We start from the raw sequence: 23368 nt of genomic DNA, 5'->3' as shown, positions 1-23368 counted from the left end.
AATATGAACAGCTTGCGGGGACGTGAGCTGTTATCTTATCTTCCCTCCTATTACGAAGCCTCCCGGGTGATGCGTTCGGATATGGATGCGAAAGGAAGCGAACTGGATGCGCTGTATGAGGCACTGAATGCTGCTGCTGATCAGTTCTTTGTCCGTACAGCGACTTGGGGACTAGACCGCTGGGAAGCCGAGCTCGGTATTCCGACAGACCGATCGAAGCCCATAGCGCAGCGCCGGGCCGTGATCGAGTCAAAGCTCCGCGGAGCAGGGAACTTCTCGGGACGCCTTGTGAAGAGTGTGGCCGAGGCTTATGATGGCGGCACCGTCGATGTCACCTTCCAACCGGAGGAGTGGAGCTTCACCGTTCGTTTTGTGGACACGCTTGGTATCCCTCCCAACCTGGAGGATTTGAAGGCAGCGCTCGAGGAGATCAAGCCGGCTCATATGTTGGTGGAGTATGCGTTCAAATACTTGCTTATTCGCGAGGTTCACGGTGCCATGACACTCGATGAGCTTGGACAAATACAACTAAACAAATTTGCAGGAGGTGCCTGAAATTGGCTGAACACACACCCAATTTAGGACTGTTGAAGAAAGACCCGCTTGCCGATGGCAACGAGACCTTTAACATTGAGACGATGCTGAATGATAACTGGGACAAGATCGATGAAGCAGTGGGGCAGGTACGAGAGGAACTGGAGAATGTCGATGTGGACATTCCGAATGCATCCCTAACGGAGAAAGGGATCGTGCAGTTATCGAATGCCACGAACGGTACGCGGGAGGATGTGGCCGCAACCGAGAAGGCTGTCAAGGCGGCGTATGACGAGGCGCTCGCGGGAAAGCAGCTTGGAGTTGAGCAGAAAGCGAATGTGGTTGCCGCGCTCAACTCCATCGGAGTAGCGGCATCCACGAGTGAAACCTGGGCGCAGCTGGTGGCGAAAATGGCTGGGGTTATTAGGGCGACGGGGAATGCGACTCCGGGTGATGTTCTTGCTGGAAAGACATTTAGCAATGCGAGCGGGAATGGATTGACGGGGGGGATGCCTAACCGGAGTGCTGAGAATCATCATATGCCAGGGCTTGAAACTACTGTTTGGGCTGGAGATCGGGCATTTATTAGACCTCCTGCGGGATATTATGATGGGAATACGTGGGTGACAGCACCGGCAACAACATTAAAATCAGAGAATATAAAACAAGGAATCAATATCTTGGGTATAGACGGAACCTACGGGAAATTGTTAGGTGAACAAGAGCCTGCTTATTCTGTATGGGAGACCCAAATGCCTGACAATACCTATTTAACCAGCGGTAGCCTACTTGATACTGACTATGAAGGGTATATATATGTATTATCAGCTCCTTCAAAATTATTGATTAAGTATAGTCCGCTAAACGGATCACAGGTTTGGAGAGTTTCGATCCAATGGTCACAAAATCTTCACGATATAAAAATCGATAGAAATAACAATGTATGGATATCGGATAATTCAGGCAACATTTTGAAGTTTGATAAGAATGGTAGACATTTGCTCACATTTTATACAGCGGGAAACTCTTCGGTTAAATTCGACATCGATAATAATTCTAATATCTATGTTGTAACTCAAACCCGGAGGGTTAGTGATCTTAATTATGGAGATATAAGGAAGTATAACAGTAACGGACAGCTTCTCCATACTACCACATTGCAGGGGATAAGTTCTGGACATACACCTCAAAATATTGGAGTATCCCCAGACGGTTCGAAGATTGTAGTCTACTCCAGCTCTGGACATATTTTTACGTATGGAAGCACACTTAACTTTATTAACCTTTATTCCGATGGGAAGATTCATGTTGCCAATATTATTGTGGAGAATAATGGAGATTGTTACTGTACAGCACAAGACAATATTAATACTGGTAGTACTCTAAGGTGGTTTCCTTTTACAAATCCTAACAATGATGTTGCATCTAATATGTTTGCTGGTGGTTTAATATTAGATAGAAGGACATCACGCATGTTTGGAATTACTAGCCTCTCTGGAAGTTATGGGGCGTTTGGTAGATTATCCTACGGTAAAGGATCTGAGTCAGTTAGAAATTATTACGGTTTGTTTGGATGGAAGTGGCTGACTCCAGTTTGGGTAAGTAGCCAAATTAACTGTATTTGTCTAAGTGTCGCTCCTAGCAAAATGGATGAGGGGATATACTCATTAAGATATGAAAGGCAAAGTAATGGATCATCGCAAATTTTCCTTAGAAAGACTGTCGAAGGAGATCTAATTATGTATTAAAGTAAGAAACCATTTCTCTCTTAACCATGAAAGGAGCCCACCATGCCCACACAATACATTACGGATGCCCTGGCATTCCGACTAAACAGCTCCTTCCCCGGCATCCCCCTTATATTCAGGGAGGATGCCGTTCCTATATCAGTACCACCCTACTTCCATACCGAGCTAACGCTAGCCGAAATCGAGCCCGTATCGCAGCGACGATATGCGGCTCGTTTTCGTTTCCGCATCGTCTATGTGCCTGCTGCGGGTCAGTCCGTGGCAGAGATCATGGACGAGATGCTGGAGGCGCTCACCGTGCTGACGGTGGATGGACGGCCCTGCAGAGCTGTATCCGTTGCCTGGGAGCGGCCGGAGGAAGAGGGGGGCACGGAGCGGGAAGGTTATTTTCGCGCCGAATACGTTCTTCAACTGTTAAACGAACAAACAGAAGAAGGCGTGAAGATGCAAATTTTACAACAAGGAGGCCATTTGAAATGAGCAAGAAGGCAAAAAACGCCGCACCTGCATTCAGTAAACATCAGTTGATGGAGTCCAAGCAGTTCTCCAATCAAGAGAAGGATGTGCTGAAGGCGATCCTGCAAGAAGACAAGCAATACACGAAAGAACAAGCAGTTGAACTGCTAACCACATTTTTGAAAAAGGAGGTCATGTAACATGGCCGGAGGAACTTGGACAACACCTAACAAAATCAGACCAGGCGTATACACACAAATCTCATCCCAGGAGCAGCCGCTAGGGCGCGTCGGAGAGCGAGGGATCGCAGCACTCGGTTTGTCGCTTCCGTGGGGCGAGCCGCATCGCATTCTAACCGTAACCCCGGGAACCAATCTGGTTGAGGTACTGGGTTATGACATCACTGCACCGGAGCTGCTGTCTGTAAAAGAAGCCCTTAAGCGCGCAGGTACACTGCTGCTGTACCGGTTGAACAGCGGCGTGAAGGCATCGGGTGCAGCAGCCGGACTTAACGTTACCGCTCGCTATGGCGGTGAACGGGGAAATGACATTCAGATTGTTATTGAAGACTCGGTGGATGAGCCGGGCAAATTCGAGGTCAGCACACTGCTGAGTGGTAGATCGGTAGACAAACAACTGGTATCCGATGCACAGGAGCTGAAGCCGAATCTTTATGTGACCTTTGCTCCAGATGCAGATGATCTAGAAGCTACTGCAGGTTTTGCACTGTCAGGTGGTGCGAACGGTACAGTCACGAACCAGGATCATGTTGATTTCCTGGCAGCGCTTGAGGTGCACAACTTCCAGACCGTCGGGCTTCTGTCTGCGGATCCAACACTGAAATCGCTGTATACCGCATTCATCAAACGCCTTCGCGAGCAGGAGGGCAAGAAGGTGCAGGCTGTGCTGGCTGATTATCCGGCGGCGGATTATGAAGGCATCATCAGTGTGAAGAATGGTGTGGTTCTGGCTAATGGCACCGTGGTGGACAAGGTTCAAGCAGTTGCCTGGGTAGCAGGGGCGACGGCTGCAGCTAACGTGAATGAGTCCCTCACCTATACCGCTTATGACGAAGCGGTGGATACCGATGTTCGACTGAGTCATTCCGAGATTGAGGCCGCGCTCACCAACGGTGAGTTTCTGTTCAGCTTCAGCGGCAGCAAAGCGATCGTGGAGCAGGATATTAACAGCTTTACGTCGTTTGAGCCGGCCAAGGCGCGCCATTTTTCCAAAAACCGTGTCGTCCGTGTCCTGGATGGTATCGCCAATGATCTGAAACTGATCTTCGAGCAGTCCTACATCGGCAAAGTAGACAACAATGTGGATGGCCGTACCCTGTTTTGGGCGGAGTGTGCAGCCTATTTTGCATCGCTCCAGAATATCGGGGCAATTCAGAATTTTGATGCGAATGAGGATATTGTGGTGACACCTGGTACGGAAGGCGATGTGCTGTTTGTGGATATCCAGGTTCAGCCTGTCGATGCAATTGAAAAAGTATACATGAAAGTGAAGGTGGTCTAAGATGGCATTTTTGCGCGCAAGTGACACTATTTCCGGACAAGAGGGTAAGGCATTCATCAAGATCGGCGATCGCATGGAAGAAATGTTCTATATTAAAACCCTGGAAGCTACGGTGGAAAAAGAGAAGGCTGAGCTTAAAACGATGGGCCATCGCGGTGTTCAGCATAAAGCGATCGGATGGAAGGGCACCGGCACGATGACCATCTATTATGTGACATCCCTTTTCCGTGAATTGATGCTGGAATATATGCAGACCGGCAAGGATGCTTATTTCATGATTGAAGTACGCAACGAGGATCCGGGCTCGGATGCCGGACGCCAAACGGTGATTTTGGAAGGGGTTAACCTGGACAGTGTGATCATGGCGTCTCTCGACACTGAAGCGGAGGCGCTGGAGGAAGAAGTGGCCTTTACGTTTGAGAATGTGCGGATGGAGACACCGTTTAGTCCGCTGGCTTAATTATCTGAGTAATAAAGAGGAGGATCAACAATGAGCGATTTTAGTATGTTTTTTGCAGAACATTCGACTGCGGAGATCACGGAGGAATTCGTGGTCTCTGTTCGATTTAAGGATGCCGAAGGTCATCCTGTACCATGGAAGCTCCGCAGCATTACGGAGGAGGAGAACCAGGAATGCCGCAAAGCAGCCACCCGTAAAATCAAGGGCAAGAACGGCGTGTTCACTCCTGAAATTGACGCGAATGAGTACATGTCCAAGCTGATGGTGGCCAGTGTGATCTATCCGGATCTGAAGAACAGCGAGCTGCAAAAATCTTACGGCGTGCTGGGTGCAGAAGCTCTGCTTCGAAAAATGCTCCTCCCCGGCGAATTTGCTGCACTGGGTGAGCGTGTGCAAGCACTGAACGGATTCGACCGTGACATCAACGAATTGGTTGATGAAGTAAAAAACTGATTAAAGAGGGCGATGGTGAAGCGAATTTCGCTTACTACGCCCTCCACGAGCTGCACATTCTTCCACACCAGCTCATGGCGATGTCGGTCCGGGAACGGGCCGCCATCTATGCCATGATTGCACTGCGGGTGGAGAAGGAGAAGCGGGAACGGGTTCGGAAGCCGAGATGATTTTGATGCAAGAGGGGGTGAAGGGATGATCAATATACTAGGTTCTTTAGCGAAATCTCAAGCCATGTACAAGAAATTTGAAGATTACGCCAACAGAATGATTGTAGGACCGGCTACCATGACCGTTGTGCCAGCGGCTAAGGAAAATGAGTTCCGAGAGTTGTTTAACATTCATATCGGTGATGTCGAAGTAAGTTCAGCTATGTTCGATCAGGTTAAACGGGAGGCGTTGAAAACAGGCGCAGATGTGACCCAATCTTTAAAGAATTCGTTATCCTTTATGTCCATGACGCAAAACTCTGATCAGATTGCGGAGCTGAACAATTTTGCAGCAAGGCTTAGCACACTGTCGCCGGGAGGGAAAAGCTCGGCCGATGCCGCTGCAGCCATTATGAATGCTATGCGAGGGAACACCGATTTGTTGGCAAAGGAATTTCACATCCCGGCAGGAGAAATTGCACAATTCAACAGCGAGATTGTCGATGCTAAAGGCAATTTTGAGTCCTTCCTGGCCTCGATGGATGAGCTGTTGAATCGGGCAGGCATGACCCAGGAAGGGTTGAACACCATGCTGGATTCACCAGTCAATCAATGGCAGACGCTGCTTGGCAATGTGAATAACTCATTCATTCAGATCGGAACCGGAGCACTTGCGGCGCTGACCCCGATCCTGCAGATGCTGAATGAGGCTTTTGAGAACGGGACCTTTCAGCCTTTTATTGATGCTTTATCTATTGGGCTGATGTTTATCTCTGAGTTATTCCTATGGGTTGCCCAATTGGTTCCGCCAGCGTGGGAGTTTGTTAAAGGCGCAATTCTAGGCGTGGGTACGGTGATCTGGAACTTATTAAATATCTTATATGGATTGTTGCCCTTATTGACTGCAGCGGGTGTTGTAATGGCTGGTTTATATATTAAGGTTAACTATTTAAGGTTTGCCACCACGGCTTACCTGACATCATTGAATCTGCTTGATAAAGCTAAAAGACTATTAAGTGTAACGATAAGAGCTCTTCCGCTCTTGCTCGTTATTAGTCTGATTATAGCGGTAATTTCTGCCTTTGACGCTTGGGGGACGATCACTCAATCCTTGAAAAATATATTCAGCAACGTCTTCGGATTCATCGTGGATCTCGCGCAGAGCACAGTGAACGCCGTCATCGGCCTCATTAACGGAATTATTAAGGGAGTTAATGCGGTAGCCGGCTTCTTTGGCCGTATTCTGGGCGTGGACACCAAGGAGATTGCCGAGATCGAGTACAGGGCGGATTTTACCGATTTTAGAGATAAGGGACAGGACTTTATCGAGAATTTCTCAATGGACAATTTCAAGCAGCAATTCATCCCTGATGTGGGGAACGATTTCGAAGATATTCTCAATCAGCATAATATGGGCACTACAGGGCTAGATGTCGCCTATTCCGCACCATCTCCCTCTCCTTCCATGCCTTCCATGCCAACGACGCCGATGCCGGTAGCGCCTATGGGAGGCAGCATTGATACGGTCGACAAAGTGAACAAAACGGTGGACGTGGCGAGCGAGGATCTGAAGGTGATGCGAGATTTGGCCGAGATCCAAGCGATCAGCAATATGATTACACTGACGCCGACAGTTCAAATGACAACAGGCGATATTAACTCAGGTGCCGATCTGGATACGATTATCTCCAGAATTAACCGGACGCTGGAAGAAGAATTTGTCTCCAGTGCGGAAGGGGTGTATCTGTAGCATGAGTGAGTATGGGTTGTTTCTGAGCTTTAACAATCAGGAGGAGGTTTTTCGTTTTCCTGTCAATCCGGAGCGGATTGAAGTGAAGGAAGGCGGAAACGGGAAGGGGTATACGATTGTCGGTCTGGGCGAGATCAATACGATCCTGTATCCAAAGCTGACGGAAATTTCGTTTAAAAGCTTTTTTCCCGGTCGCATGTACCCTTTTGTCCATACAGATGAGCTGCTGCCTCCGATCGATTACATCAATACGATTAAAGGCTGGATGGAGACGCGCAGGCCCGTGCGGTTGGTTGTGACCGGCCTTGTTCCTGATACGGCCCAGGCAGCGGGCGGTACACAGGCGGACGGAACGAAGACCTTCGCCCTCAACATGGCGGCGTCCATCGAGAGCTTTGATTGGAATACGATGTCCGGCTCGCCGGAGGATGTGGAGTTCTCAATCACGCTTAAGCGTTATAGATTTTATGGAGCCAAGAAGGTAGTGCCAGTCAAGAATGCCCAGCCCGCAGCCGCAAAAACGAACAGCCGCCCAGATGATCGCCAAAAGCCTGCTACCTATACGGTTGTCAAAGGCGACACACTCTGGAGCATTGCGCAAAAGCTGCTGGGCAGCGGCTCACGCCATACGGAAATCCAGAAGCTGAATGGAATCAAGGACCATGAAGTCCGCAAGCTGGCCATCGGACGAGTGCTCCGAATTCCATAACGAGGAGGCCTATCCTGATGATCGAGTTCATGGTGGATAACAAAAACGGAAACGTCTGGGATATCGGGCAGATTGTAACGGACATCACCTGGAAGACAGCCCGCCAGGCGAAGCCTGCAAGCCTCGACTTTACCATTGTGAATGACGGCTTGGCACAGAGCACAACGTTCGCAGTTAACAACGGAGATATCGTGCGGTTCCGGAAGGATGGACAGGATTTGTTCTACGGTTATGTGTTCTCCAAGGAATGGGGGGCGGACGGCCAGATGAAACTGCTGGCTTATGACCAGCTCCGTTATCTTTCTAATAAAGATACGTACCGGTTCACCAATACGAGGGTCGAAGACATCATCCGCAAAATCGCCAAGGATTATCAATTGAAGGTAGGGCAGCTGGCGAATACCGGTCATACGATACCAGCGCTGCTTGAGGCGGATACGAAGCTGATCGATATGATCAGCAAGGCGCTTGATGCAACGCTGATGGCGACAAAGCAATATTATATGTTTTATGACCATTTTGGGGCCCTTACTTTGAAGAACATCAACGAAATGCGGCTGAACTTTGCGGTTGGGGAAGAAAGTCTGATGACGGATTTCTCGTATAAGACAAGCATTGATAACGAAACGTATAACCGGATTAAGGTGGTCCGCGACAATAAGGAGACTGGCAAGCGAGACGTGTACATTCACAAGGATGGGCAGTCCATTGCGAAATGGGGGCTGCTTCAGCTCTACGAAGTTGCCGATGAGAACATGAACCCCGCCCAACTGAATCAGCTGGCGAGCAATCTGCTTGCTCTGAAGAACCGGGAGGAGCAGACCCTGAGCATTGATGCAATCGGGGATGCACGGGTTCGGGCTGGATATACGATTTACGTGAACCTTCCAGGTGAAGGGCTGAAGCCTTATCTGATCGATGAGTGTTCGCATAGCTTGTCCGGCGGTGCCCATACGATGTCTCTGAAAATGAAGGTGGTGTAAGAACAATGCTGGATATTATTAAAAAAGCTAGCCTCAGCGCCGTCGGAAGCACGAATCCGGTAACGGTGCTGTACGGCACGGTAACCAATACCCATCCTCTGGAGGTGAACGTGGATCAGCGTTTCAGCCTGACGGAGGATTTTTTAGCTGTGGGCGAGTCTTTGACTGAATATAAGCGGAACATTGCCGGAGAAGAAGTGGTGATACGAAGGGGGCTGCAAACAGGGGATACCGTGGTGCTCCTTCGATACCAAGGCGGCCAGACTTATCTTGTCCTGGATCGGCTGGTGAAGCCGTCATGATCCCGCAAGGCGGCATGATGATACCGGACGGTGAGACCGTAGAGACCATGGATCAACCAAGCCTGACGTATAGGCTGGACCATGAAGCCGGAACGATATCCGGGCACATCGATGGACTGGAGGCGGTCAAGCAGGCAGTGAGCAAAATCCTGCAAACCCGTCGGTTTGCACATCTCATCTACAGCAGCGATTACGGTCATGAGCTGCACTCGGTCATCGGGCGTGACCCGCTGTGGGCATACGCTGAAATCGAGCGGCACATCAAGGAAGCGCTGCTGCAGGATGATCGGATTGTGGCAGTGGAGAATATGAACATGACATTTACAGGCGATCAGGGGCGGGTTGAATTTACAGTTCGCAGCATATTCGGCGCATTTGATATGACCAGGGAGGTGAGGGAGGATGTATGAAGAGCAGACGTTTGAAGCCATTCTCGGACGGATGCTGGACCGCGTTCCGGATGGGATGGACAAAAGAGAGGGCAGCATTATCTATGACGCGCTGGCCCCGGCCGCTGCCGAGCTTGCTCAGATGTATATCGAGCTGGTCTACTCTATTCAATATAAATTCGCGGCCACAGCGTCTGGAGAGTACCTGGATCGGAGCATTGCCTGGTCGGGAATTACACGCAAGGAGGCGACCCATGCATTGCTTCTGGGACGATTCACCGGAAACGGCGGCGCTCCGCTGGAGGTTCCCATTGGCAGCCGCTATTCCTTGGATTCCTTGAATTATTCGGTGGTTGCCCGCGAGGATGAAGGTCTCTACTTGCTGGAATGTGAGACGAGCGGCAGAGAAGGAAACCGGCGTTTTGGTTCACTGCTCCCGCTTGAATATATTGAAGGATTGGTCACCGCTGAGCTGATTGAGCTCAGGGTTCCAGGTGAAGATACGGAATCTGACGAGGCCTTGTATGACCGCTATCGGGAGAAAATATCCCGTCCAATTACGAGCGCGAACCGGAATCAATACGAACTGTGGGCAAGAGAGATGCCGGGGGTTGGCAAGGCTCGAGCATTTCCGCTATGGGATGGAGCGGGCACGGTCAAGGTGGTGTTGCTGGATAACGAGATGAGAGCGCCGGCCCCTTCCATTGTGGAGGCGGTGCAGCAGCATATTGATCCGACCATGGATGGCAGAGGGGAAGGAACAGCTCCTGTCGGTGCTGTGGTGACGGTGGTCGCGGCCGTAGAGGTGCCGATTGATGTTGATGTACAGGTTACGCTGCTGGACGGAGCAGGTATGGATGGCGTTCAAGAAGCTATCGAAACTGGAGTGCGGCAGTATTTGAAAGATCTGGCGATGCTGGATCCGCTTGTCCGGTATAACCGGATTGCGAATGTGATTCTGGACATTCCTTCGGTTATCGACTATGAGGTTCTCACGGTTAATGGGGGGACGGAGAGCATCCCCATTGATCCGGAGGCGGTAGCCGTTCTGGGGACGGTGACCGTCCGATGAGCAAAGCTGAAGCTTGGCTGAATTATCTCCCTTCCTATTACCATGGGATTCGGGAGATGAAAGCCATTGCCAACACCGAGGGAGCTGAACTGGACCAGCTGGCTCGGGATATGGAGGATCTGATCGATCAGTATTATCCCGAGACGGCAACCTGGTCGCTTTCCCGATATGAACAGGACCTGAACATTCCGGTCCACCTGTCCAAGCCGCTTGAACAGCGCCGGTCGGTTGTGATCTCCAAGATGCGCGGCAGCGGAAAAGTATCGGCCAGCATGCTGAAAAATGTAGCGCAGGCATATGAACGCGGGAGTATCGAAGTGACCGTCCAGCCTGCGGAGTATAAGGTGACGATACATTTTCGCGATACCGTAGGTCTTCCGCCTAATCTGGGGGATTTGAAGGCAGCGATGGAGGAGATTAAACCCGCACACATGATGGTGGAATATGCGCTTCGTTACTTAACGATAGCCGAGGTGGAAAGTATGACATTGGATCAGGTCGAAGGAACTACACAAGATCGATTGTTGGGAGGAGGAGCCTGATGACAAATCCGGTTACACCGAATATCGGGTTGAATAAAATTGACCGAACATCACCGTCAACGACGTATTTTGATCTGGAGAAATATATTGATCAGAACGCGGATGCGGTCGATCAGTTTGCTGGTGAGACGAAGCAATCCCTCGATTCTCTCGCCTCGAGATTGGATACCGAGGAACGCAGAGAGGTTGTGCTCCAGCCGGGATTGCAGGTTGTGCATGCAGAGCGTACTGCACCTTTTTCACTGAGTGGGATTAAGGGACGGACGTTGGTGAATTTGTTGGGGCGGGATGGTGATTTTGAAACCAGTATTTCCACTACTCAAAGCTCCTCAGCGATTGCAATGCTGGATAACACATCTTTCTATACCGGCTCTAATTCTTTAAAAGTAACAGCATCCGGTACTGGTAGAGTGGAACACTATGTTGATATTCGTGGAGGATATAAAGTTAACCAAGGGCGTTATTATATTTTAATGGGAATGGTGAGGGTTAACAAAGGTGCCGCTCAAATGAAGGTTTACAGTCATCTATCTCAAACAGACCCTAACTTTTTCATGTCAAATTCTAATATTGTCAGTGATAAGAGAGATTATTTTTCCCTAGTCAGAACTGCTTTTAGCCCGGTAGTTGATTGTGACGTTATTCCACGTCTCTATCTTTTAAAAGATGAAGGGACTCCTTTATACGAACAGGATGGGGAATCGTCTAACTTTGACAGTGTAAGAATTTTTGAGGTTTCACAGGAGGAATATGATTCTTTTATACTTTTAACAGACGAAGAAATATCTATAAAATATCCTTATGTTAATAGTACTCAATCTGTAAGTAATCCGTATGTGATCCGGTATGGTGAGAATTTGCTGCCACCATTTTATGAGTGGAGAAGTAGCGCCGGTGAGTCACAAATTCTCGAACCGTATGTAATAAAACTTAAGGGATTAGAAAGTACTCGTGTCTCACGAAGCTATACAGTTAAAGTTCTCCCTAATACGTTGTATACTTATTCGGTCTTACATGACGGTTTTATATCCGTTACCGCACCATCCACGGATGTGTTAATCGATAACACACAGGAGCAGTCAGTCACTTTTAATAGCGGCGAGTACAATGAGATCATTGTAAATATTTACAACAATAGACGGGCAGGAACTTTTACTTTCAAAGACCCAATGCTTGTCATTGGCTCAGACCTTAAGTCGTTCAAACCGAGGGCGGACTCCATGCTTGCATTCCAGACGGAGCTACATGCCAACCCGGACGACGGCAGCGATCTGGATTTGCTTTTTGAGCGTGAAGGGCAATACTTCAAGTTAGCGAAGTGGAAGAAGATTGTGCTGGATGGAACTCTTGACTGGTTATACGGTAATGGAACAAATGGATACAAATGGACAAATTTGCGTATAAGTGATCAGGTCCAGGATTCGGCTATAGTTACAAAATTCACCGGGAGAAAACTGGGACGCCGTATAGTTGAAAATACATCTTGGGCTGGGCCTGATTATCAGATGCTACGTGGTGACCTTCTCAGTATAACTATTTCCAACGCCGAAAGCGGTTGGGGTGATAGCTACACTCCGACATCTGACGAGATAAAGGCGTACTTTTTGGGTTGGAAAATGAGTGTTGCTGGACAACCGAGATCAACACCTTATAACGGTACAGGAGCTAAGTCATGGGTTAGAATTACACGCATGAATGACAGTACGCCTCTAACCAATGGCATTGACTATACAAGCACGATACCTACTAATTTTGCCGGCGTGGATGCACTTGGAAACATGTACACACCCTACCAACTCGTTTACCGCCTTGCTTCACCGATCGTCGAGCCTGTTGTGACCGAAGGTTGCCTGACGTTAAATGAGGGAGATAATCAGGTCGAAGTCGGAACGGGGATTGTGTTGCGAGAGAGGGCGAATCCTTATATATGGTCCAATACGGGATTGGCTTACATCAACAGTGGTAACCCCGGGACTACGACTTGGGAAACCACGAGGTTAACATATAAGGTAGACACCACAATGGCCGTCTATAAGAATGACAGACTAAATACGAGCAATTGGACAATCTTTACAGGAACTGACTCTGCACCTGCTTACGGAAATCAGTACCTCCGCAGCATGCCTGGCGCTTACGACCCTTCCGCAGTTTACAGCGTCACCTACCTCAAGCTCGATAAATCACCAATCCAGCCCATCAGCGGTACGCTTGCCTCAAATGAAAAAGCGCAGATCGACGACCTAACTGCTGGGGTGGCTGAGGCGCTAAAGCGGGTATCTGTTGTGGAGGAATCAAAGAAAGATAAAGACTCCAACCCTGTATTTGAATGGTTATATCCCACGTTATTGAATGGATGGATTCTTTCTAGTGGTGGCCAATTTCCCGCTCAATACTGTAAAGATGATAATGGTATCGTTCATTTGAATGGGATTGTTAATGGAGGATCACATGAATCTGTCATTTTTATTTTACCTCCAGGATACAGACCCAAAACAACACACAGAATATCTGTTGTTATAAATTCAGGGACAGTCTATAATTTGGCTTTTTTGAATATTTCCCCTAGTGGAAACATCACGGCATTTTTTCCTGGTTCTGTTATGCATTTACCTTTACATTGCTCTTTTCCTGCCGAACAATAAAGGAGGTATCACATGAAAGCTGTACCGAAAGTAAATACAGACGGCCTCTATATGGAGGACGTTCTTGTGGACGATGCCTTTAACGGTGTCGTCCCTTTTTATAACGAGCCGTTACACCCGGTTGTCTTGGATGGAGCGGCGTCTCATGCAACGGACAGTGAAGATAAGGACGAAGGCCAGCGGACTGAAGCGGAGGTCGCCGGTTACATGGTTGGCATTCCGGTTCCCCCAGGATTGTTCCATCCGAGGTTTGATCTTGTTGGCTGGCTTGCGTACCAGGAAGCGCTGGCTGCTGCACAGGCTGAATATCAGCAAGCGCTTAACAGCTGGCATCAGCTTCCGCAAGAGGAGCGGGGCCAGCAGCCCGTGCTGTTGTGGCCCTCGCTGCCTGAATTGTGGGAAGAGGGACTGTCTCCCGAGGAGATCGAGGAGTTGACCAAGCCTCAACCGGCAGTGCCTGGTGAAGTTGATCGGCTGGGGGCTGAATTGGTGGCCCGGGAACTGGAAGCGTTGGAGCTTCGCCGGCAGAATGAAGCGCTGGGCGCTCAGGTTGTAGGCCTGGAATTACGGATGCTGTCACTGGAGACCAATTCATCGGAAGGAGAGGGGACTTATGTTTGAGAACGATTATGAGCGACTGAAATATTATTACGAGAAAAAATGGGCTCAGAAGCCCCAACTGCGTCAATATGTCGGCTACGGTGTCATCACACCGGAGGAATACGAACTGATTACGGGAGAGACGTTTTAATTCCACGGATTAACGGCCCGTTAGACAAGATCGGAGTTCCCGTTCATGAGTCCAACCATAGTTACAACGCATTACCGTTTTGTTTTTCAGCCCCCGGCATTCCCGGGGGCTTTTTAAATCTTCATACACTTAAAGGAGGAGAGACGCATGTATGAGCACATCGGTCAACTGTTTAAGCTGCTGGTGGCGGGCGCGGGGTCCGTGACTGTGTATGTATGGGGCGGGTGGTCGCTTCCGCTCCATCTGTTGTTGTGGCTCGTGGTGATTGATTGGCTGACCGGGTGGGGGGCGGCCTGGATGAACGGCGAGCTGCGGAGCCGGATCGGCTACAAGGGCATTGCCCGGAAAATCACCATTTTCCTTCTCATCGCTTTGATGCATCTGGTTGACCGGGTGCTGGGAGAGATGAATTATTTTCAGAACACGGTGATATTCTTTTATCTGGCGAATGAATTGTTGTCTATTATTGAGAATGTCGGGCGCATGGGGATACCGATTCCACAATCGCTGCGTAATGTAGTACAACTTTTCCAGATCAAATCGGAAGAAGGGGAACAGGGCCCCACACCTAAAGGAGGGAAGAAGGATGAATCCGCGTGATTTTATTGACAAGCTGGCTCCGATTGCTACCGAGGATATGCGGCGCTACGGGGTTCCGGCCTCGTTGACGCTCGCGCAGGCGATTCTGGAATCGAACTGGGGGAAGAGCGGGCTGACGCAGCAGGCGAACAATCTGTTTGGCATCAAGGGCACCGGACCGGCGGGCAGCGTAACGATGCAGACGACCGAGTACCGGGGACAGACTCCCTATCGAACGAACGCCCAATTCCGCAAATACAACAACTGGCAGGAATCGGTGGCTGATCATACGAAGCTGATCCTTAACGGCACGAAAGACAAGCCGAACCGTTACCATGGTGTCCTGTGGGCGGATTACAAAACAGCGGCAACCGAAATCTGGAAAGGCGGGTACGCCACAGACCCCAACTATCCGAACAAGCTGATTGCTGTTATCGAGCAGCATTCCCTGTATCAATATGATGTCCCGAATCCGAAGGAGGTGGAGCGCGTGAACATGGAGCAGCTGACTGCCGAGCTGAAGGATGCGAGAAAGCAGATCCAGCAGTTGAACACCAGTCTCGCGACGGTTTTGAAAACAACAACCGAACAGGAGCATACGATCCGTGAGCTGAATAAACGGCTCAAGAAGCTGGAAAGTCTTCACCCTGAGAACATTCCGATTTGGGCGGAACCGGCGGTGAAGGCGGCGCAGGAGGCGGGGATTCTTAACGATCCTGCGGGCAGTTATGATTTTTATCGGATGGTGACATTGATGCACCGGATGGGCCTTATTCCAAAATAAAGCTAAAAAGCCGAGGGAGCTTCATGCTTTTCTCCGGTTATAAGATGTCTATCTCTGCACCAGTGACGGCTCTCTTCCATACCAAGCTTCCTTATGTGCTCGCCGTAGTGGACAAGCTTCTTGTCCCTGCTGGCATTTTCCTTTGAAACACCAGATGGCATATAATAATGAGAATAAAGACATAAGCACAGGAGTGGAGAGCTATGACGCTGAAGGAGCTTAGAGAGCATCGCCAATACCCGGAGCAGACGAAGTCGGATGCTTCCCGGGCGGCATATGAGCGGGACTATTCCCGCCTCATTCATTCGCCGACCTTTCGCAGGCTGCAGGGGAAATCGCAGGTATTCGGCGCAGGCACCGGAGACTATTACCGGACGCGGCTGACACACTCCCTTGAAGTTGCCCAGATTGCCAGAGAGGCGGCGCGGAGCCTGAGCCGCAGCTATCCGGAAGTGATGCCGGAGGCGGCGGAGAATGCCGGTCTGATCATTGATCCCGAGGTGGTGGAATGTGCGGCGATCGCGCATGATTTTGGCCATCCTCCGTTCGGTCACAAGGGCGAGGAAGTGCTGCAGGGCATTCTGGAGAAGCTGATAGACAGCAAAGCGGAGCAGATCATATCCAGTCTGCCCTATACGCCAACACCGCTAGAGGCAGCGGGGATTCGGGAGGAAATGAGGCAGAAGTATGAGCATTTCGAAGGGAACGCACATAATTTTCGCCTGATCATGTACCTGGAGAAGCGGGAAAATGTGAACGGCCTGAACCTGTCCGATGCGGTGCTGCTCGGCATTAATAAATATCCCTTCCCCGGGCTCGTTAACCCGAAGGGGATGTACCGTCATGAGTGGGAATATATATCGCATATCCGCGAGACATGGGGAATTCCGGAGGGGCATAAAACGCTGGAAGCCCAGCTGATGGACCTGTGTGATGACATTGCTTATTCGGCGCATGATCTGGAGGATGGCATCAAGGCTGGAAAGATCGAGGTGCATGAGCATTTTCTTAGAGACAGTTACCTGAACAAGCTGATCGTCCAGAAGATCATGACCCTGGAGGACGAGGTGTGGAAGGGCTGGACCGAGGACCGCATCTATCCGAAGGTGGAGGCCGTGCTTGGAGAGTTCCTGCGCGTATGGAATGAGAAGATGCCGACCTGCGAGTTTGATTATTCCCGGACACGGCGCGAGGTGAAGGCGTATTGGGTCAGCTTGTTTGTGGGCAGTCTTGGCGTTATCGATGGTGATGGATGGAAGAAGGTAACGTTCGTTAAGGACGGAGCCGAGGACGAGGATATGCTGCGTACGGTCAGCGTTCTGAAAAGCTTCGCCTGGGTGACGATGATCCGTGACCTGCGGGTGCAGCGGCTTCAGAAACGAAGTGAATGGATCATTAAACGTCTGTGGGACGCTTTTCTGGATCCGGTGGCTTCGAAAGCGATTATTCCTTCGGACTGGCTGCAGCGTTATGAGGCAGATCAGAAGCGCCCGCGGCCGATCTGGACATGGGAGCATATGGTGATCGATTACATCGCCGGGATGACCGATGCGTTCGCGGAGAAAATCTATAACGAATTATATGGCCTGAAGGTGGGCTCGATCTATGATCTGGATTGAGAAGGCCGCGTGTGAGTGCGCACTGGAACAGCGGCGGACAATCGGGGCACAAGAAATCCGAATTCTATCGCTCCGTAAAGTAGAAAGGGGCTCTGGTTCTAAATGACGGCATCATCGTATACGTTAAGCATGCTGGATCTGGTGCCTCGCCTCGGCGAAAGCACCTATGAAGAGGCGCTGCGGCAGGCGGGAAGATTGGCGAGACATGGGGAAGCCTGGGGCTATAAACGCTATTGGGCTGCTGAGCATCATGACCTGGAGCACTTGTCCTGCGCCTCCCCGGAAGTTCTGCTGGCCTATATCGGGGCGCAGACCACGCGCATCCGGCTGGGGTCGGGAGCCGTGCTGCTTCCGCATTACAGCCCGCTCAAGGTAGCCGAGAATTTCCGGATGCTTGCCGCGCTGTATCCCGGCCGCATCGACCTCGGGATCGGGCGGGCCCCGGGCGGCTCTGCCCATACGAGCATGGCGCTGAGCGGTAACTATCTCGGCCATGTGGCCGATCTGCCGAACCGGATCCGGGCGCTGACGGAGCTGCTGGAGGATCGTTATCGTTACGAGGACGTTCCTATAGCTGCACGTCCAGTCCCGGCGAAGCCCCCGGTGATGTGGATGCTCGGCACCAACACGAAGAGTTCAGGCTTTGCAGCTGAATTCGGGGCCGGCTTTGTTTTCGGACACTTTATGAGTGAGGTGGACGGGGCGGATGTATTGAAGTCTTACCGGGAGCATTTCCGCCCCTCAGCTGCCATGCGCGAGCCGCACAGCATGGTCGCAGTCAGCATCATCTGTGGAGACACCGAGCGGCGTGCGCAAGAGCTGGCAATGCAAGCTCAAGCAACCCGTGGCACGACGGGTCCTGAATCCAGCGACCAGCATGAACCCAACAACCAGCATGAACCCAATGAGCAGCGCAAACGTAACGAAAAATGTGACTCCAAAGAACGTCATGGTATGCCGAGTTCGCAGTCAGCGCTATCGGTTCCTCAAGGACAGGGCATGTTGAAACATGTCATTACAGGCACGCCATCCGCTGTCAGAGAACAGCTGCTGGAGATGAAGGAGCGGTATGGAAATGATGAATTTTTGGTTACGGTTCCGGTTGCCGATTACGAAGAGAGGCTGAACTGCTACCGGCTATTAGCAGGGGAGTCTGCACCTATATTATAGAAGAAAGATGTTGAAGTTATGTCGAATTCAAGCCGAACGGCCAGGCACTTGTATCCGTCTACATCGGACAAGCCGCAATATGTATATACATTCGCCTGTCATGAAACTGAACGGGAGCTATGCCATTTGGAGCTGGCCCAATTATTAGGGACTCCCTTGAAGTCGGGTGAGGATTGGCTGCAGACGAGCCGCCGGGTAGACCCCGACCGAAGCCCCTTTGTGTCAGTACGGCTGGAGGTTGGGCTGAGCGGTGATTCGGTGGAGGCGATTGCTGCACAGGCCGGGCAAATACAGCTATCAGGAGCTACCTTCAAGGTGGTGTGCCTGAAAGCCGGTGATCCTTTTACGTATGAGGAAAGAAGAGATGTTGAGCGCCAGGTAGGTCGGCATATCAAGGGGACGGCGCAGATGAAATCGCCGGAGGTGACGCTGGGCTTGATCCGAACGGAAGGAATCTGGAGCCTAGGAGAGCTCCATGAACCGGAACGGGCGTGGCTCACGCATAAGCAGAAGCCATACAACTATTCGACCGGTCTCAGCTCCCGGGTTGCCCGCGCGCTTGTGAACATGGCGGTACCGGAGCCGGACAATACTGTGCTTCTCGACCCATGCTGCGGAATGGGCAATGTGCTGATCGAGGCTCTGTCGATGGGGATTCAGGTACAAGGATCGGACATCAACCCGCTGGCGATCCGAGGAGCGAGAGTGAATCTTCGCCATTACGGATATGATGATCAGCTGGTATCGATTCAGGATATGAATGAGCTGTCCGGCAGCTACGAAGCGTCCATTCTTGACTTGCCCTACAATGTATGCTCAGTTCTGCAGGAGGAGGACAGGCTTCAAATGCTGCGCAGCCTGCGGCGTCTGGCACGCCGGGCAGTGATTGTCAGCACCGAGCCGCTGGGGGAGCAGCTGAGACTTGCCGGATGGAACGTATTGGGTCGGGCGATTACGACCAAAGGCTCCTTCGTTCGGGAAGTGTGGCTGTGTGAATAACCATAATAACGGAATTGAACAGATCCGGACCGAAGCAGAACGGATGCGACAACCGAATTACGATTGCAGGCTTTGGACGGGAGATTTCGTTCGTCATCATCAGGGATGGACGGGGATGGAAGTTCGCGAAATCCGGGAAATTGCGGCTGAATTTGCGTGAATGCGAATTCGGAGGCCGACAAAAATGATTCTAAAGATGCTCAAATTAAGCTATGTGATAGACTTTCTACGACGGGGAAGAAGTGGGACTGGAGAAGCGAAATGCTCGCCTTTGTCTCCGAAATTGAACGGCTAAAGCGTTGACTGAACAACCTGGGGCTGGAGCGATCGGAAGTCTCCCATTTCCCGGGTTGGTAAACCGTGCTGGAAGTCAAGCGGGGATTCCTGATATGAGGACCTGATATGAGCATCTAAAGAACCGTAAGGACTACTGAACGGCTCTGTATAACATGTGTGATATCCCTAGGAAATCGGACATGGACTTGGCGAATCCGAACATTCATGGTATGCTGTTGCATGCGAATCATGTCAGATATGAAAGACAGCCCTGCAGGATGTGATCCTGCGGGCTGCCTTGTTGCGGTTACAGACGATAATGCGATCATCAGGACGTTATTATGGGTCATCGAAGCCGGGTTCATGGCGGTACTTGCCAAGATCGATGCGGCCGTCGGCAGTAAGCTCGATTCCTTCCTCACGCAGGAACAACTCCTGCATCAGTTTGGACTCGGGCTCCTGGAGAGCAATCTCTCCTTTCGCGTTGACTACGCGATGCCACGGCAGCTGGTGGGCCCGGCTCATGGAATGAAGAATTCGAACGACCTGCCGGGCCGCGCGCGGGCTTCCGGCCTGCCTGGCAATCTGTCCGTAAGTCATGACAGATCCTTCCGGAATGGCTTTAATAATTTCGATGACCCGCCGGGTAAAGGGCTGCAAGTGTAGTCCCTCCAATGCGTGACATGATTTAGAACTAATACGATTTATCGTAATCAATTACATTCCGGTGGAGTGGGCGGCCCTGGGTATAGGCCTTGAGATTGTCCAGGAAAATATCTATGACCCGCTCGGCATATTGATCTGTATCCCCGGCTTTATGGGGCGTAATGATCACATTGTCCATACTCCACAGCGGATGGTCCTGAGGGAGAGGCTCCTTCTCGAATACGTCAAGCCCGGCTCCGGCCAGCTTGCCGGCTTGGAGCGCCTCGACCATGGCGTCTGTAACAACCGATTGTCCTCTGCCCACATTAACGAAAAAGGCGGAATCCTTCATGGCTGCAAATTTGTCGCGGTCAAAGATATGGGTTGTTAATGGGGTCAGAGGAAGAATATTGACGATATAATCACCCTCGGACAGGGCTTTCGTCAATTCATCAACCTTATACATCACATCGATGTGCGGGCTCGGCTCGCCGGAATTCCGGACGCCAATCGTGCGCATCCCGAAGGCCTTGGCCACCTGGGCAGTCTGCCTTCCGATTTGCCCGACGCCGACAATGACGATGGTTTTGCCGGCAAGCTCGGTAAAGGTGCCTGCCGTGTCCCAATGGCGGTTCGTCTGCTGTCTGACGGCGTGATGCAAATTGCGGACAAAGCCGAGAATCATGGCAAAAATATGCTCCGTAATCGGAATGCTATGTACGCCGCTGGCATTGGTCAGCCGGATTCCTTTTTGCCGAAAAGCGTCAAGCGGCAGCTTGTCAACGCCGGCCGACCATACCTGAACCCATTTCGTATGGCTGTCAGGAGCGACAGCCTCGCCCTCTACCTTGCTGGACCAGCCAAGCAAGATCTCGGCTTCCCGGACCATGCCGGGAGCAAGCTCGCCGATCTTGGATGTGATCAGTTCGAAGCCGGGGGCGGCGGCCTGGATCATGTTCTTGTGTTCGGTTGTCAACTCATGCAGTGCTAAAATTTTGGGCATGAAACTACCTCCTGGGCGTGAATTCAGGCTGATGGCAGCCTTGGAACGATCTTTCTTTGGAAATAGTTTATCAAATTTCAGTCTTGTGCGCATACGCGCCTTCAATTTTTGGTCGCCATAGTAAATTGTTGTACAATGGTTCAGACTAACGAAGACATGTTCATCTGAGAGCCAGCAGATGTCCTTAACGCGGCAGATCGGAATGAACGATGAAATTTAGATGATATTTTCATGTGGAAGGAAGCGTGGCTTATGAGCGGCTTTGGCGAATCGATGGAGCGATTATTTATTGCGGTGCATCTTCCTGAAGAGGCATCGGCGAACATAAGGGAATGGGCAGAGAAATTATCCGGACAAGCGTCCTTTCGAAAATGGGTGCATCCTGCCGATTATCATGTGACGGTGCAGTTTCTGGGAGATACGCCAGCTGGTCGTATTCCGGAGATTGTTCAGGCGCTGCAAACCGCTGCGTCCACTCATGCCCCGTTTATGCTGGGTGTCTCGAATGCCGGCGTGTTCGGAACGAATGCTTCGCCGAGAATTTTGTGGGCAGGCTTGAACGGAGATATCAAGGCATTGTCTGCGCTTCATCGGTCGGTTGTATCCTCGATGGAGGCCTTCGGGTATGTACCGGAATCAAGGCCATATCGTCCGCATATTACGGTAGCCCGCAAATTCGAAGGGAAATTCCCGTTCATGATGGATTTGCTTGGGTCTGGACCCAATCCCATCCAGTGGAAGGTTGATGAACTAACATTATTTCGAACGCGTTTGGGACATAGCCCAATGTACGAAAAGCTAGATGTGGCGCGGCTTCACGGACATTCCAAATAAAGGGATTTAAATGTTCATAAAATTACCATGTTTTCACCGCCTAAAAATGTGGTTACATAGTGTAGGAATGTGCCGACATCATAGGAGGAAAAATATGGTTATCAGAATGTTAAGGCAAAATCGCTGGATCGCTCTTTTGATCGGAGTGCTGCTGGTGAGTTTGTCTCTTATAAGTATGTTTGGAATGCAAACAACAACTGCAACGACAGGGGAAGAACAGCGGGAGATGCCAAGCTTTAAAGCAGCCGCTCCAGACCCGGTCCATGCGCTGAACAAAACAGAAGAAGCTGCGAGGAGTACGAATGACGGGGAATCTATCGAACTTTTAACTTCAATTGTTTTCCAGCCTTGGAATGTACCAGAAGGTGAGATTGTATCTCTTCTCAACCTGAAGGAAGACGATTCAGCTGAAGCGGAAAACCTGCCTTCTCACAATAAGACCAAAGCTGCTGCCTTGGAGAGCAAAGAGACAGATGCCAAGCAAGCAGTAGGGGGAGAAACAGAGAATAAGCAGGGGAACCAAGCTGTCAAAGCGCAAGCTGAAAGCCATAACCCCCCCACAACCTTGTTCTTCACAAGAACCCAAACGTTAACCCAGGCCGAGAAAGATCAGGCGACCTGGACCTACGAGGTGTCAGCTGAAGAACGGCTTCTGCTAGAGAAGATTGTCATGGCAGAGGCGGAAGGCGAACCGTACGAAGGCAAAGTGGCAGTTGCCAATGTTGTCTTAAACCGGCTGCGGTCAGCCAATTTTCCCAATACTATTACTGATGTGATCTATCAAAAGCACCAATTCAGTCCGGTTGCCAACGGGCGTCTTAAGCGTGTTACGCCGAATGAAGAGACGATCCGGTCAGTGGAGGCGGCCCTGCGCGGTCACAAGGAAGTCGCTGACGATACGTACTTTTTCCTGTCGCTGAAATTGGCCCAGGATTTGACGGTGCATCATTCAAGAACATTTGTTAAACAAATTGGAAACCACTCTTTTTACAAGTAGT

At 50.7% G+C, this 23368-nt stretch carries 27 protein-coding genes; 25 read left to right on the top strand and 2 right to left on the bottom strand.

Features of this window, described 5'->3' with window-relative positions; all coding sequences use genetic code 11:
* Positions 1–3 precede the first annotated feature (3 nt).
* From CHH75_RS10825 to CHH75_RS24835, 23 genes are all read left to right on the top strand, one after another.
* Entirely contained in the window at positions 4–555 is a 552-nt protein-coding gene (locus tag CHH75_RS10825; RefSeq protein WP_095398146.1) for a YmfQ family protein, read from the top strand.
* Between the two features lie 2 nt (positions 556–557).
* Positions 558–2282, top strand: a complete 1725-nt coding sequence (locus CHH75_RS24635) for a tail fiber protein (RefSeq protein ID WP_255223015.1) — start codon at positions 558–560, stop codon at positions 2280–2282.
* A gap of 42 nt (positions 2283–2324) precedes the next feature.
* Complete coding sequence (locus CHH75_RS10815) at positions 2325–2762, top strand: phage tail terminator family protein (RefSeq protein WP_095398145.1); 438 nt, start codon at positions 2325–2327, stop codon at positions 2760–2762.
* Positions 2759–2938, top strand: coding sequence for a hypothetical protein (locus CHH75_RS10810; protein WP_095264723.1), 180 nt, complete (start codon positions 2759–2761; stop codon positions 2936–2938). The genes CHH75_RS10815 and CHH75_RS10810 overlap by 4 nt, the downstream gene beginning before the upstream one ends.
* A 1-nt stretch (position 2939) precedes the next feature.
* Positions 2940–4259 (top strand): phage tail sheath family protein, encoded by a 1320-nt coding sequence (locus tag CHH75_RS10805; RefSeq protein WP_095398144.1) that lies wholly within the window; start codon positions 2940–2942, stop codon positions 4257–4259.
* 1 nt (position 4260) lies between these two features.
* Entirely contained in the window at positions 4261–4719 is a 459-nt protein-coding gene (locus tag CHH75_RS10800; protein WP_095264725.1) for a phage tail tube protein, read from the top strand.
* Between the two features lie 30 nt (positions 4720–4749).
* The gene (locus CHH75_RS10795; RefSeq protein ID WP_095264726.1) at positions 4750–5172 is read left to right on the top strand and encodes a phage tail assembly chaperone; all 423 of its coding nucleotides are present in this window, start codon (positions 4750–4752) and stop codon (positions 5170–5172) included.
* A 195-nt stretch (positions 5173–5367) separates the two neighbouring features.
* Positions 5368–7071, top strand: coding sequence for a phage tail tape measure protein (locus CHH75_RS10790; RefSeq protein ID WP_095398143.1), 1704 nt, complete (start codon positions 5368–5370; stop codon positions 7069–7071).
* A 1-nt stretch (position 7072) separates the two neighbouring features.
* On the top strand, positions 7073–7780 hold the full coding sequence (locus CHH75_RS10785) for a LysM peptidoglycan-binding domain-containing protein (protein WP_095398142.1): 708 nt from the start codon (positions 7073–7075) through the stop codon (positions 7778–7780).
* A 17-nt stretch (positions 7781–7797) separates the two neighbouring features.
* On the top strand, positions 7798–8763 hold the full coding sequence (locus tag CHH75_RS10780; protein ID WP_095398141.1) for an XkdQ/YqbQ family protein: 966 nt from the start codon (positions 7798–7800) through the stop codon (positions 8761–8763).
* A gap of 5 nt (positions 8764–8768) precedes the next feature.
* Entirely contained in the window at positions 8769–9065 is a 297-nt protein-coding gene (locus CHH75_RS10775; RefSeq protein WP_095398140.1) for a DUF2577 domain-containing protein, read from the top strand.
* Complete coding sequence (locus tag CHH75_RS10770) at positions 9062–9475, top strand: DUF2634 domain-containing protein (protein WP_095398139.1); 414 nt, start codon at positions 9062–9064, stop codon at positions 9473–9475. The genes CHH75_RS10775 and CHH75_RS10770 overlap by 4 nt, the downstream gene beginning before the upstream one ends.
* Positions 9468–10526, top strand: a complete 1059-nt coding sequence (locus tag CHH75_RS10765; protein ID WP_095398138.1) for a baseplate J/gp47 family protein — start codon at positions 9468–9470, stop codon at positions 10524–10526. The genes CHH75_RS10770 and CHH75_RS10765 overlap by 8 nt, the downstream gene beginning before the upstream one ends.
* The gene (locus tag CHH75_RS10760; RefSeq protein WP_095398137.1) at positions 10523–11068 is read left to right on the top strand and encodes a YmfQ family protein; all 546 of its coding nucleotides are present in this window, start codon (positions 10523–10525) and stop codon (positions 11066–11068) included. The genes CHH75_RS10765 and CHH75_RS10760 overlap by 4 nt, the downstream gene beginning before the upstream one ends.
* Positions 11068–13710, top strand: a complete 2643-nt coding sequence (locus tag CHH75_RS10755; protein WP_095398136.1) for a hypothetical protein — start codon at positions 11068–11070, stop codon at positions 13708–13710. Before CHH75_RS10760 ends, CHH75_RS10755 begins: the two co-directional genes overlap by 1 nt.
* A gap of 12 nt (positions 13711–13722) precedes the next feature.
* Positions 13723–14331, top strand: a complete 609-nt coding sequence (locus CHH75_RS10750; protein ID WP_095398135.1) for a hypothetical protein — start codon at positions 13723–13725, stop codon at positions 14329–14331.
* Complete coding sequence (locus CHH75_RS10745; RefSeq protein WP_095398134.1) at positions 14324–14461, top strand: XkdX family protein; 138 nt, start codon at positions 14324–14326, stop codon at positions 14459–14461. Before CHH75_RS10750 ends, CHH75_RS10745 begins: the two co-directional genes overlap by 8 nt.
* A gap of 147 nt (positions 14462–14608) precedes the next feature.
* On the top strand, positions 14609–15061 hold the full coding sequence (locus CHH75_RS10740; protein WP_095398133.1) for a phage holin family protein: 453 nt from the start codon (positions 14609–14611) through the stop codon (positions 15059–15061).
* Positions 15048–15824, top strand: coding sequence for a glucosaminidase domain-containing protein (locus CHH75_RS10735; RefSeq protein ID WP_095398132.1), 777 nt, complete (start codon positions 15048–15050; stop codon positions 15822–15824). The genes CHH75_RS10740 and CHH75_RS10735 overlap by 14 nt, the downstream gene beginning before the upstream one ends.
* 203 nt (positions 15825–16027) lie before the next feature.
* Positions 16028–17443, top strand: coding sequence for a deoxyguanosinetriphosphate triphosphohydrolase family protein (locus CHH75_RS10730; protein ID WP_095398131.1), 1416 nt, complete (start codon positions 16028–16030; stop codon positions 17441–17443).
* 102 nt (positions 17444–17545) lie between these two features.
* Positions 17546–18613: an MsnO8 family LLM class oxidoreductase gene (locus tag CHH75_RS10725; protein ID WP_095398130.1), complete on the top strand. Its 1068-nt coding sequence runs from the start codon at positions 17546–17548 to the stop codon at positions 18611–18613.
* A gap of 18 nt (positions 18614–18631) precedes the next feature.
* The gene (locus tag CHH75_RS10720) at positions 18632–19612 is read left to right on the top strand and encodes a TRM11 family SAM-dependent methyltransferase (protein WP_095398129.1); all 981 of its coding nucleotides are present in this window, start codon (positions 18632–18634) and stop codon (positions 19610–19612) included.
* A 14-nt stretch (positions 19613–19626) separates the two neighbouring features.
* Entirely contained in the window at positions 19627–19800 is a 174-nt protein-coding gene (locus CHH75_RS24835; protein WP_176475525.1) for a hypothetical protein, read from the top strand.
* Between the two features lie 427 nt (positions 19801–20227).
* Here the strand turns inward: CHH75_RS24835 and CHH75_RS10715 are convergent, their stop codons facing one another.
* Together CHH75_RS10715 and CHH75_RS10710 are read right to left on the bottom strand one after the other, a co-directional pair.
* Positions 20228–20548, bottom strand: a complete 321-nt coding sequence (locus CHH75_RS10715; protein ID WP_095264741.1) for an MGMT family protein — start codon at positions 20546–20548, stop codon at positions 20228–20230.
* Positions 20549–20582: 34 nt separating this feature from the next.
* Positions 20583–21536 (bottom strand): D-2-hydroxyacid dehydrogenase, encoded by a 954-nt coding sequence (locus CHH75_RS10710; protein WP_095398128.1) that lies wholly within the window; start codon positions 21534–21536, stop codon positions 20583–20585.
* Positions 21537–21767: 231 nt separating this feature from the next.
* Between CHH75_RS10710 and thpR the strand changes: the two genes are divergently transcribed.
* Both thpR and CHH75_RS10700 read left to right on the top strand, forming a co-directional pair.
* Complete coding sequence (gene thpR / locus CHH75_RS10705) at positions 21768–22370, top strand: RNA 2',3'-cyclic phosphodiesterase (RefSeq protein WP_255223014.1); 603 nt, start codon at positions 21768–21770, stop codon at positions 22368–22370.
* Between the two features lie 94 nt (positions 22371–22464).
* On the top strand, positions 22465–23367 hold the full coding sequence (locus CHH75_RS10700) for a cell wall hydrolase (RefSeq protein WP_095264744.1): 903 nt from the start codon (positions 22465–22467) through the stop codon (positions 23365–23367).
* Position 23368 lies beyond the last annotated feature (1 nt).

Source organism: Paenibacillus sp. 7541 (assembly GCF_002276395.1).
In the GTDB taxonomy this organism is placed as follows: Bacteria; Bacillota; Bacilli; order Paenibacillales; family Paenibacillaceae; genus Paenibacillus_AQ; species Paenibacillus_AQ campinasensis.
This window is presented reverse-complemented; position numbering and strand designations above follow the sequence as displayed.

Excerpts from the sequence above, each read along its gene's own strand:
- CHH75_RS10825 (WP_095398146.1), top strand. The coding sequence starts at position 4 with ATGAACAGCTTGCGGGGACGTGAGCTGTTATCTTATCTTCCCTCCTAT.
- CHH75_RS10815 (WP_095398145.1), top strand. The coding sequence starts at position 2,325 with ATGCCCACACAATACATTACGGATGCCCTGGCATTCCGACTAAACAGC.
- CHH75_RS10810 (WP_095264723.1), top strand. The coding sequence starts at position 2,759 with ATGAGCAAGAAGGCAAAAAACGCCGCACCTGCATTCAGTAAACATCAG.
- CHH75_RS10805 (WP_095398144.1), top strand. The coding sequence starts at position 2,940 with ATGGCCGGAGGAACTTGGACAACACCTAACAAAATCAGACCAGGCGTA.
- CHH75_RS10800 (WP_095264725.1), top strand. The coding sequence starts at position 4,261 with ATGGCATTTTTGCGCGCAAGTGACACTATTTCCGGACAAGAGGGTAAG.
- CHH75_RS10795 (WP_095264726.1), top strand. The coding sequence starts at position 4,750 with ATGAGCGATTTTAGTATGTTTTTTGCAGAACATTCGACTGCGGAGATC.
- CHH75_RS10790 (WP_095398143.1), top strand. The coding sequence starts at position 5,368 with ATGATCAATATACTAGGTTCTTTAGCGAAATCTCAAGCCATGTACAAG.
- CHH75_RS10785 (WP_095398142.1), top strand. The coding sequence starts at position 7,073 with ATGAGTGAGTATGGGTTGTTTCTGAGCTTTAACAATCAGGAGGAGGTT.
- CHH75_RS10780 (WP_095398141.1), top strand. The coding sequence starts at position 7,798 with ATGATCGAGTTCATGGTGGATAACAAAAACGGAAACGTCTGGGATATC.
- CHH75_RS10775 (WP_095398140.1), top strand. The coding sequence starts at position 8,769 with ATGCTGGATATTATTAAAAAAGCTAGCCTCAGCGCCGTCGGAAGCACG.
- CHH75_RS10770 (WP_095398139.1), top strand. The coding sequence starts at position 9,062 with ATGATCCCGCAAGGCGGCATGATGATACCGGACGGTGAGACCGTAGAG.
- CHH75_RS10765 (WP_095398138.1), top strand. The coding sequence starts at position 9,468 with ATGTATGAAGAGCAGACGTTTGAAGCCATTCTCGGACGGATGCTGGAC.
- CHH75_RS10760 (WP_095398137.1), top strand. The coding sequence starts at position 10,523 with ATGAGCAAAGCTGAAGCTTGGCTGAATTATCTCCCTTCCTATTACCAT.
- CHH75_RS10755 (WP_095398136.1), top strand. The coding sequence starts at position 11,068 with ATGACAAATCCGGTTACACCGAATATCGGGTTGAATAAAATTGACCGA.
- CHH75_RS10750 (WP_095398135.1), top strand. The coding sequence starts at position 13,723 with ATGAAAGCTGTACCGAAAGTAAATACAGACGGCCTCTATATGGAGGAC.
- CHH75_RS10745 (WP_095398134.1), top strand. The coding sequence starts at position 14,324 with ATGTTTGAGAACGATTATGAGCGACTGAAATATTATTACGAGAAAAAA.
- CHH75_RS10740 (WP_095398133.1), top strand. The coding sequence starts at position 14,609 with ATGTATGAGCACATCGGTCAACTGTTTAAGCTGCTGGTGGCGGGCGCG.
- CHH75_RS10735 (WP_095398132.1), top strand. The coding sequence starts at position 15,048 with ATGAATCCGCGTGATTTTATTGACAAGCTGGCTCCGATTGCTACCGAG.
- CHH75_RS10730 (WP_095398131.1), top strand. The coding sequence starts at position 16,028 with ATGACGCTGAAGGAGCTTAGAGAGCATCGCCAATACCCGGAGCAGACG.
- CHH75_RS10725 (WP_095398130.1), top strand. The coding sequence starts at position 17,546 with ATGACGGCATCATCGTATACGTTAAGCATGCTGGATCTGGTGCCTCGC.
- CHH75_RS10720 (WP_095398129.1), top strand. The coding sequence starts at position 18,632 with ATGTCGAATTCAAGCCGAACGGCCAGGCACTTGTATCCGTCTACATCG.
- CHH75_RS10710 (WP_095398128.1), bottom strand. The coding sequence starts at position 21,536 with ATGCCCAAAATTTTAGCACTGCATGAGTTGACAACCGAACACAAGAAC.
- thpR (WP_255223014.1), top strand. The coding sequence starts at position 21,768 with ATGTGGAAGGAAGCGTGGCTTATGAGCGGCTTTGGCGAATCGATGGAG.
- CHH75_RS10700 (WP_095264744.1), top strand. The coding sequence starts at position 22,465 with ATGGTTATCAGAATGTTAAGGCAAAATCGCTGGATCGCTCTTTTGATC.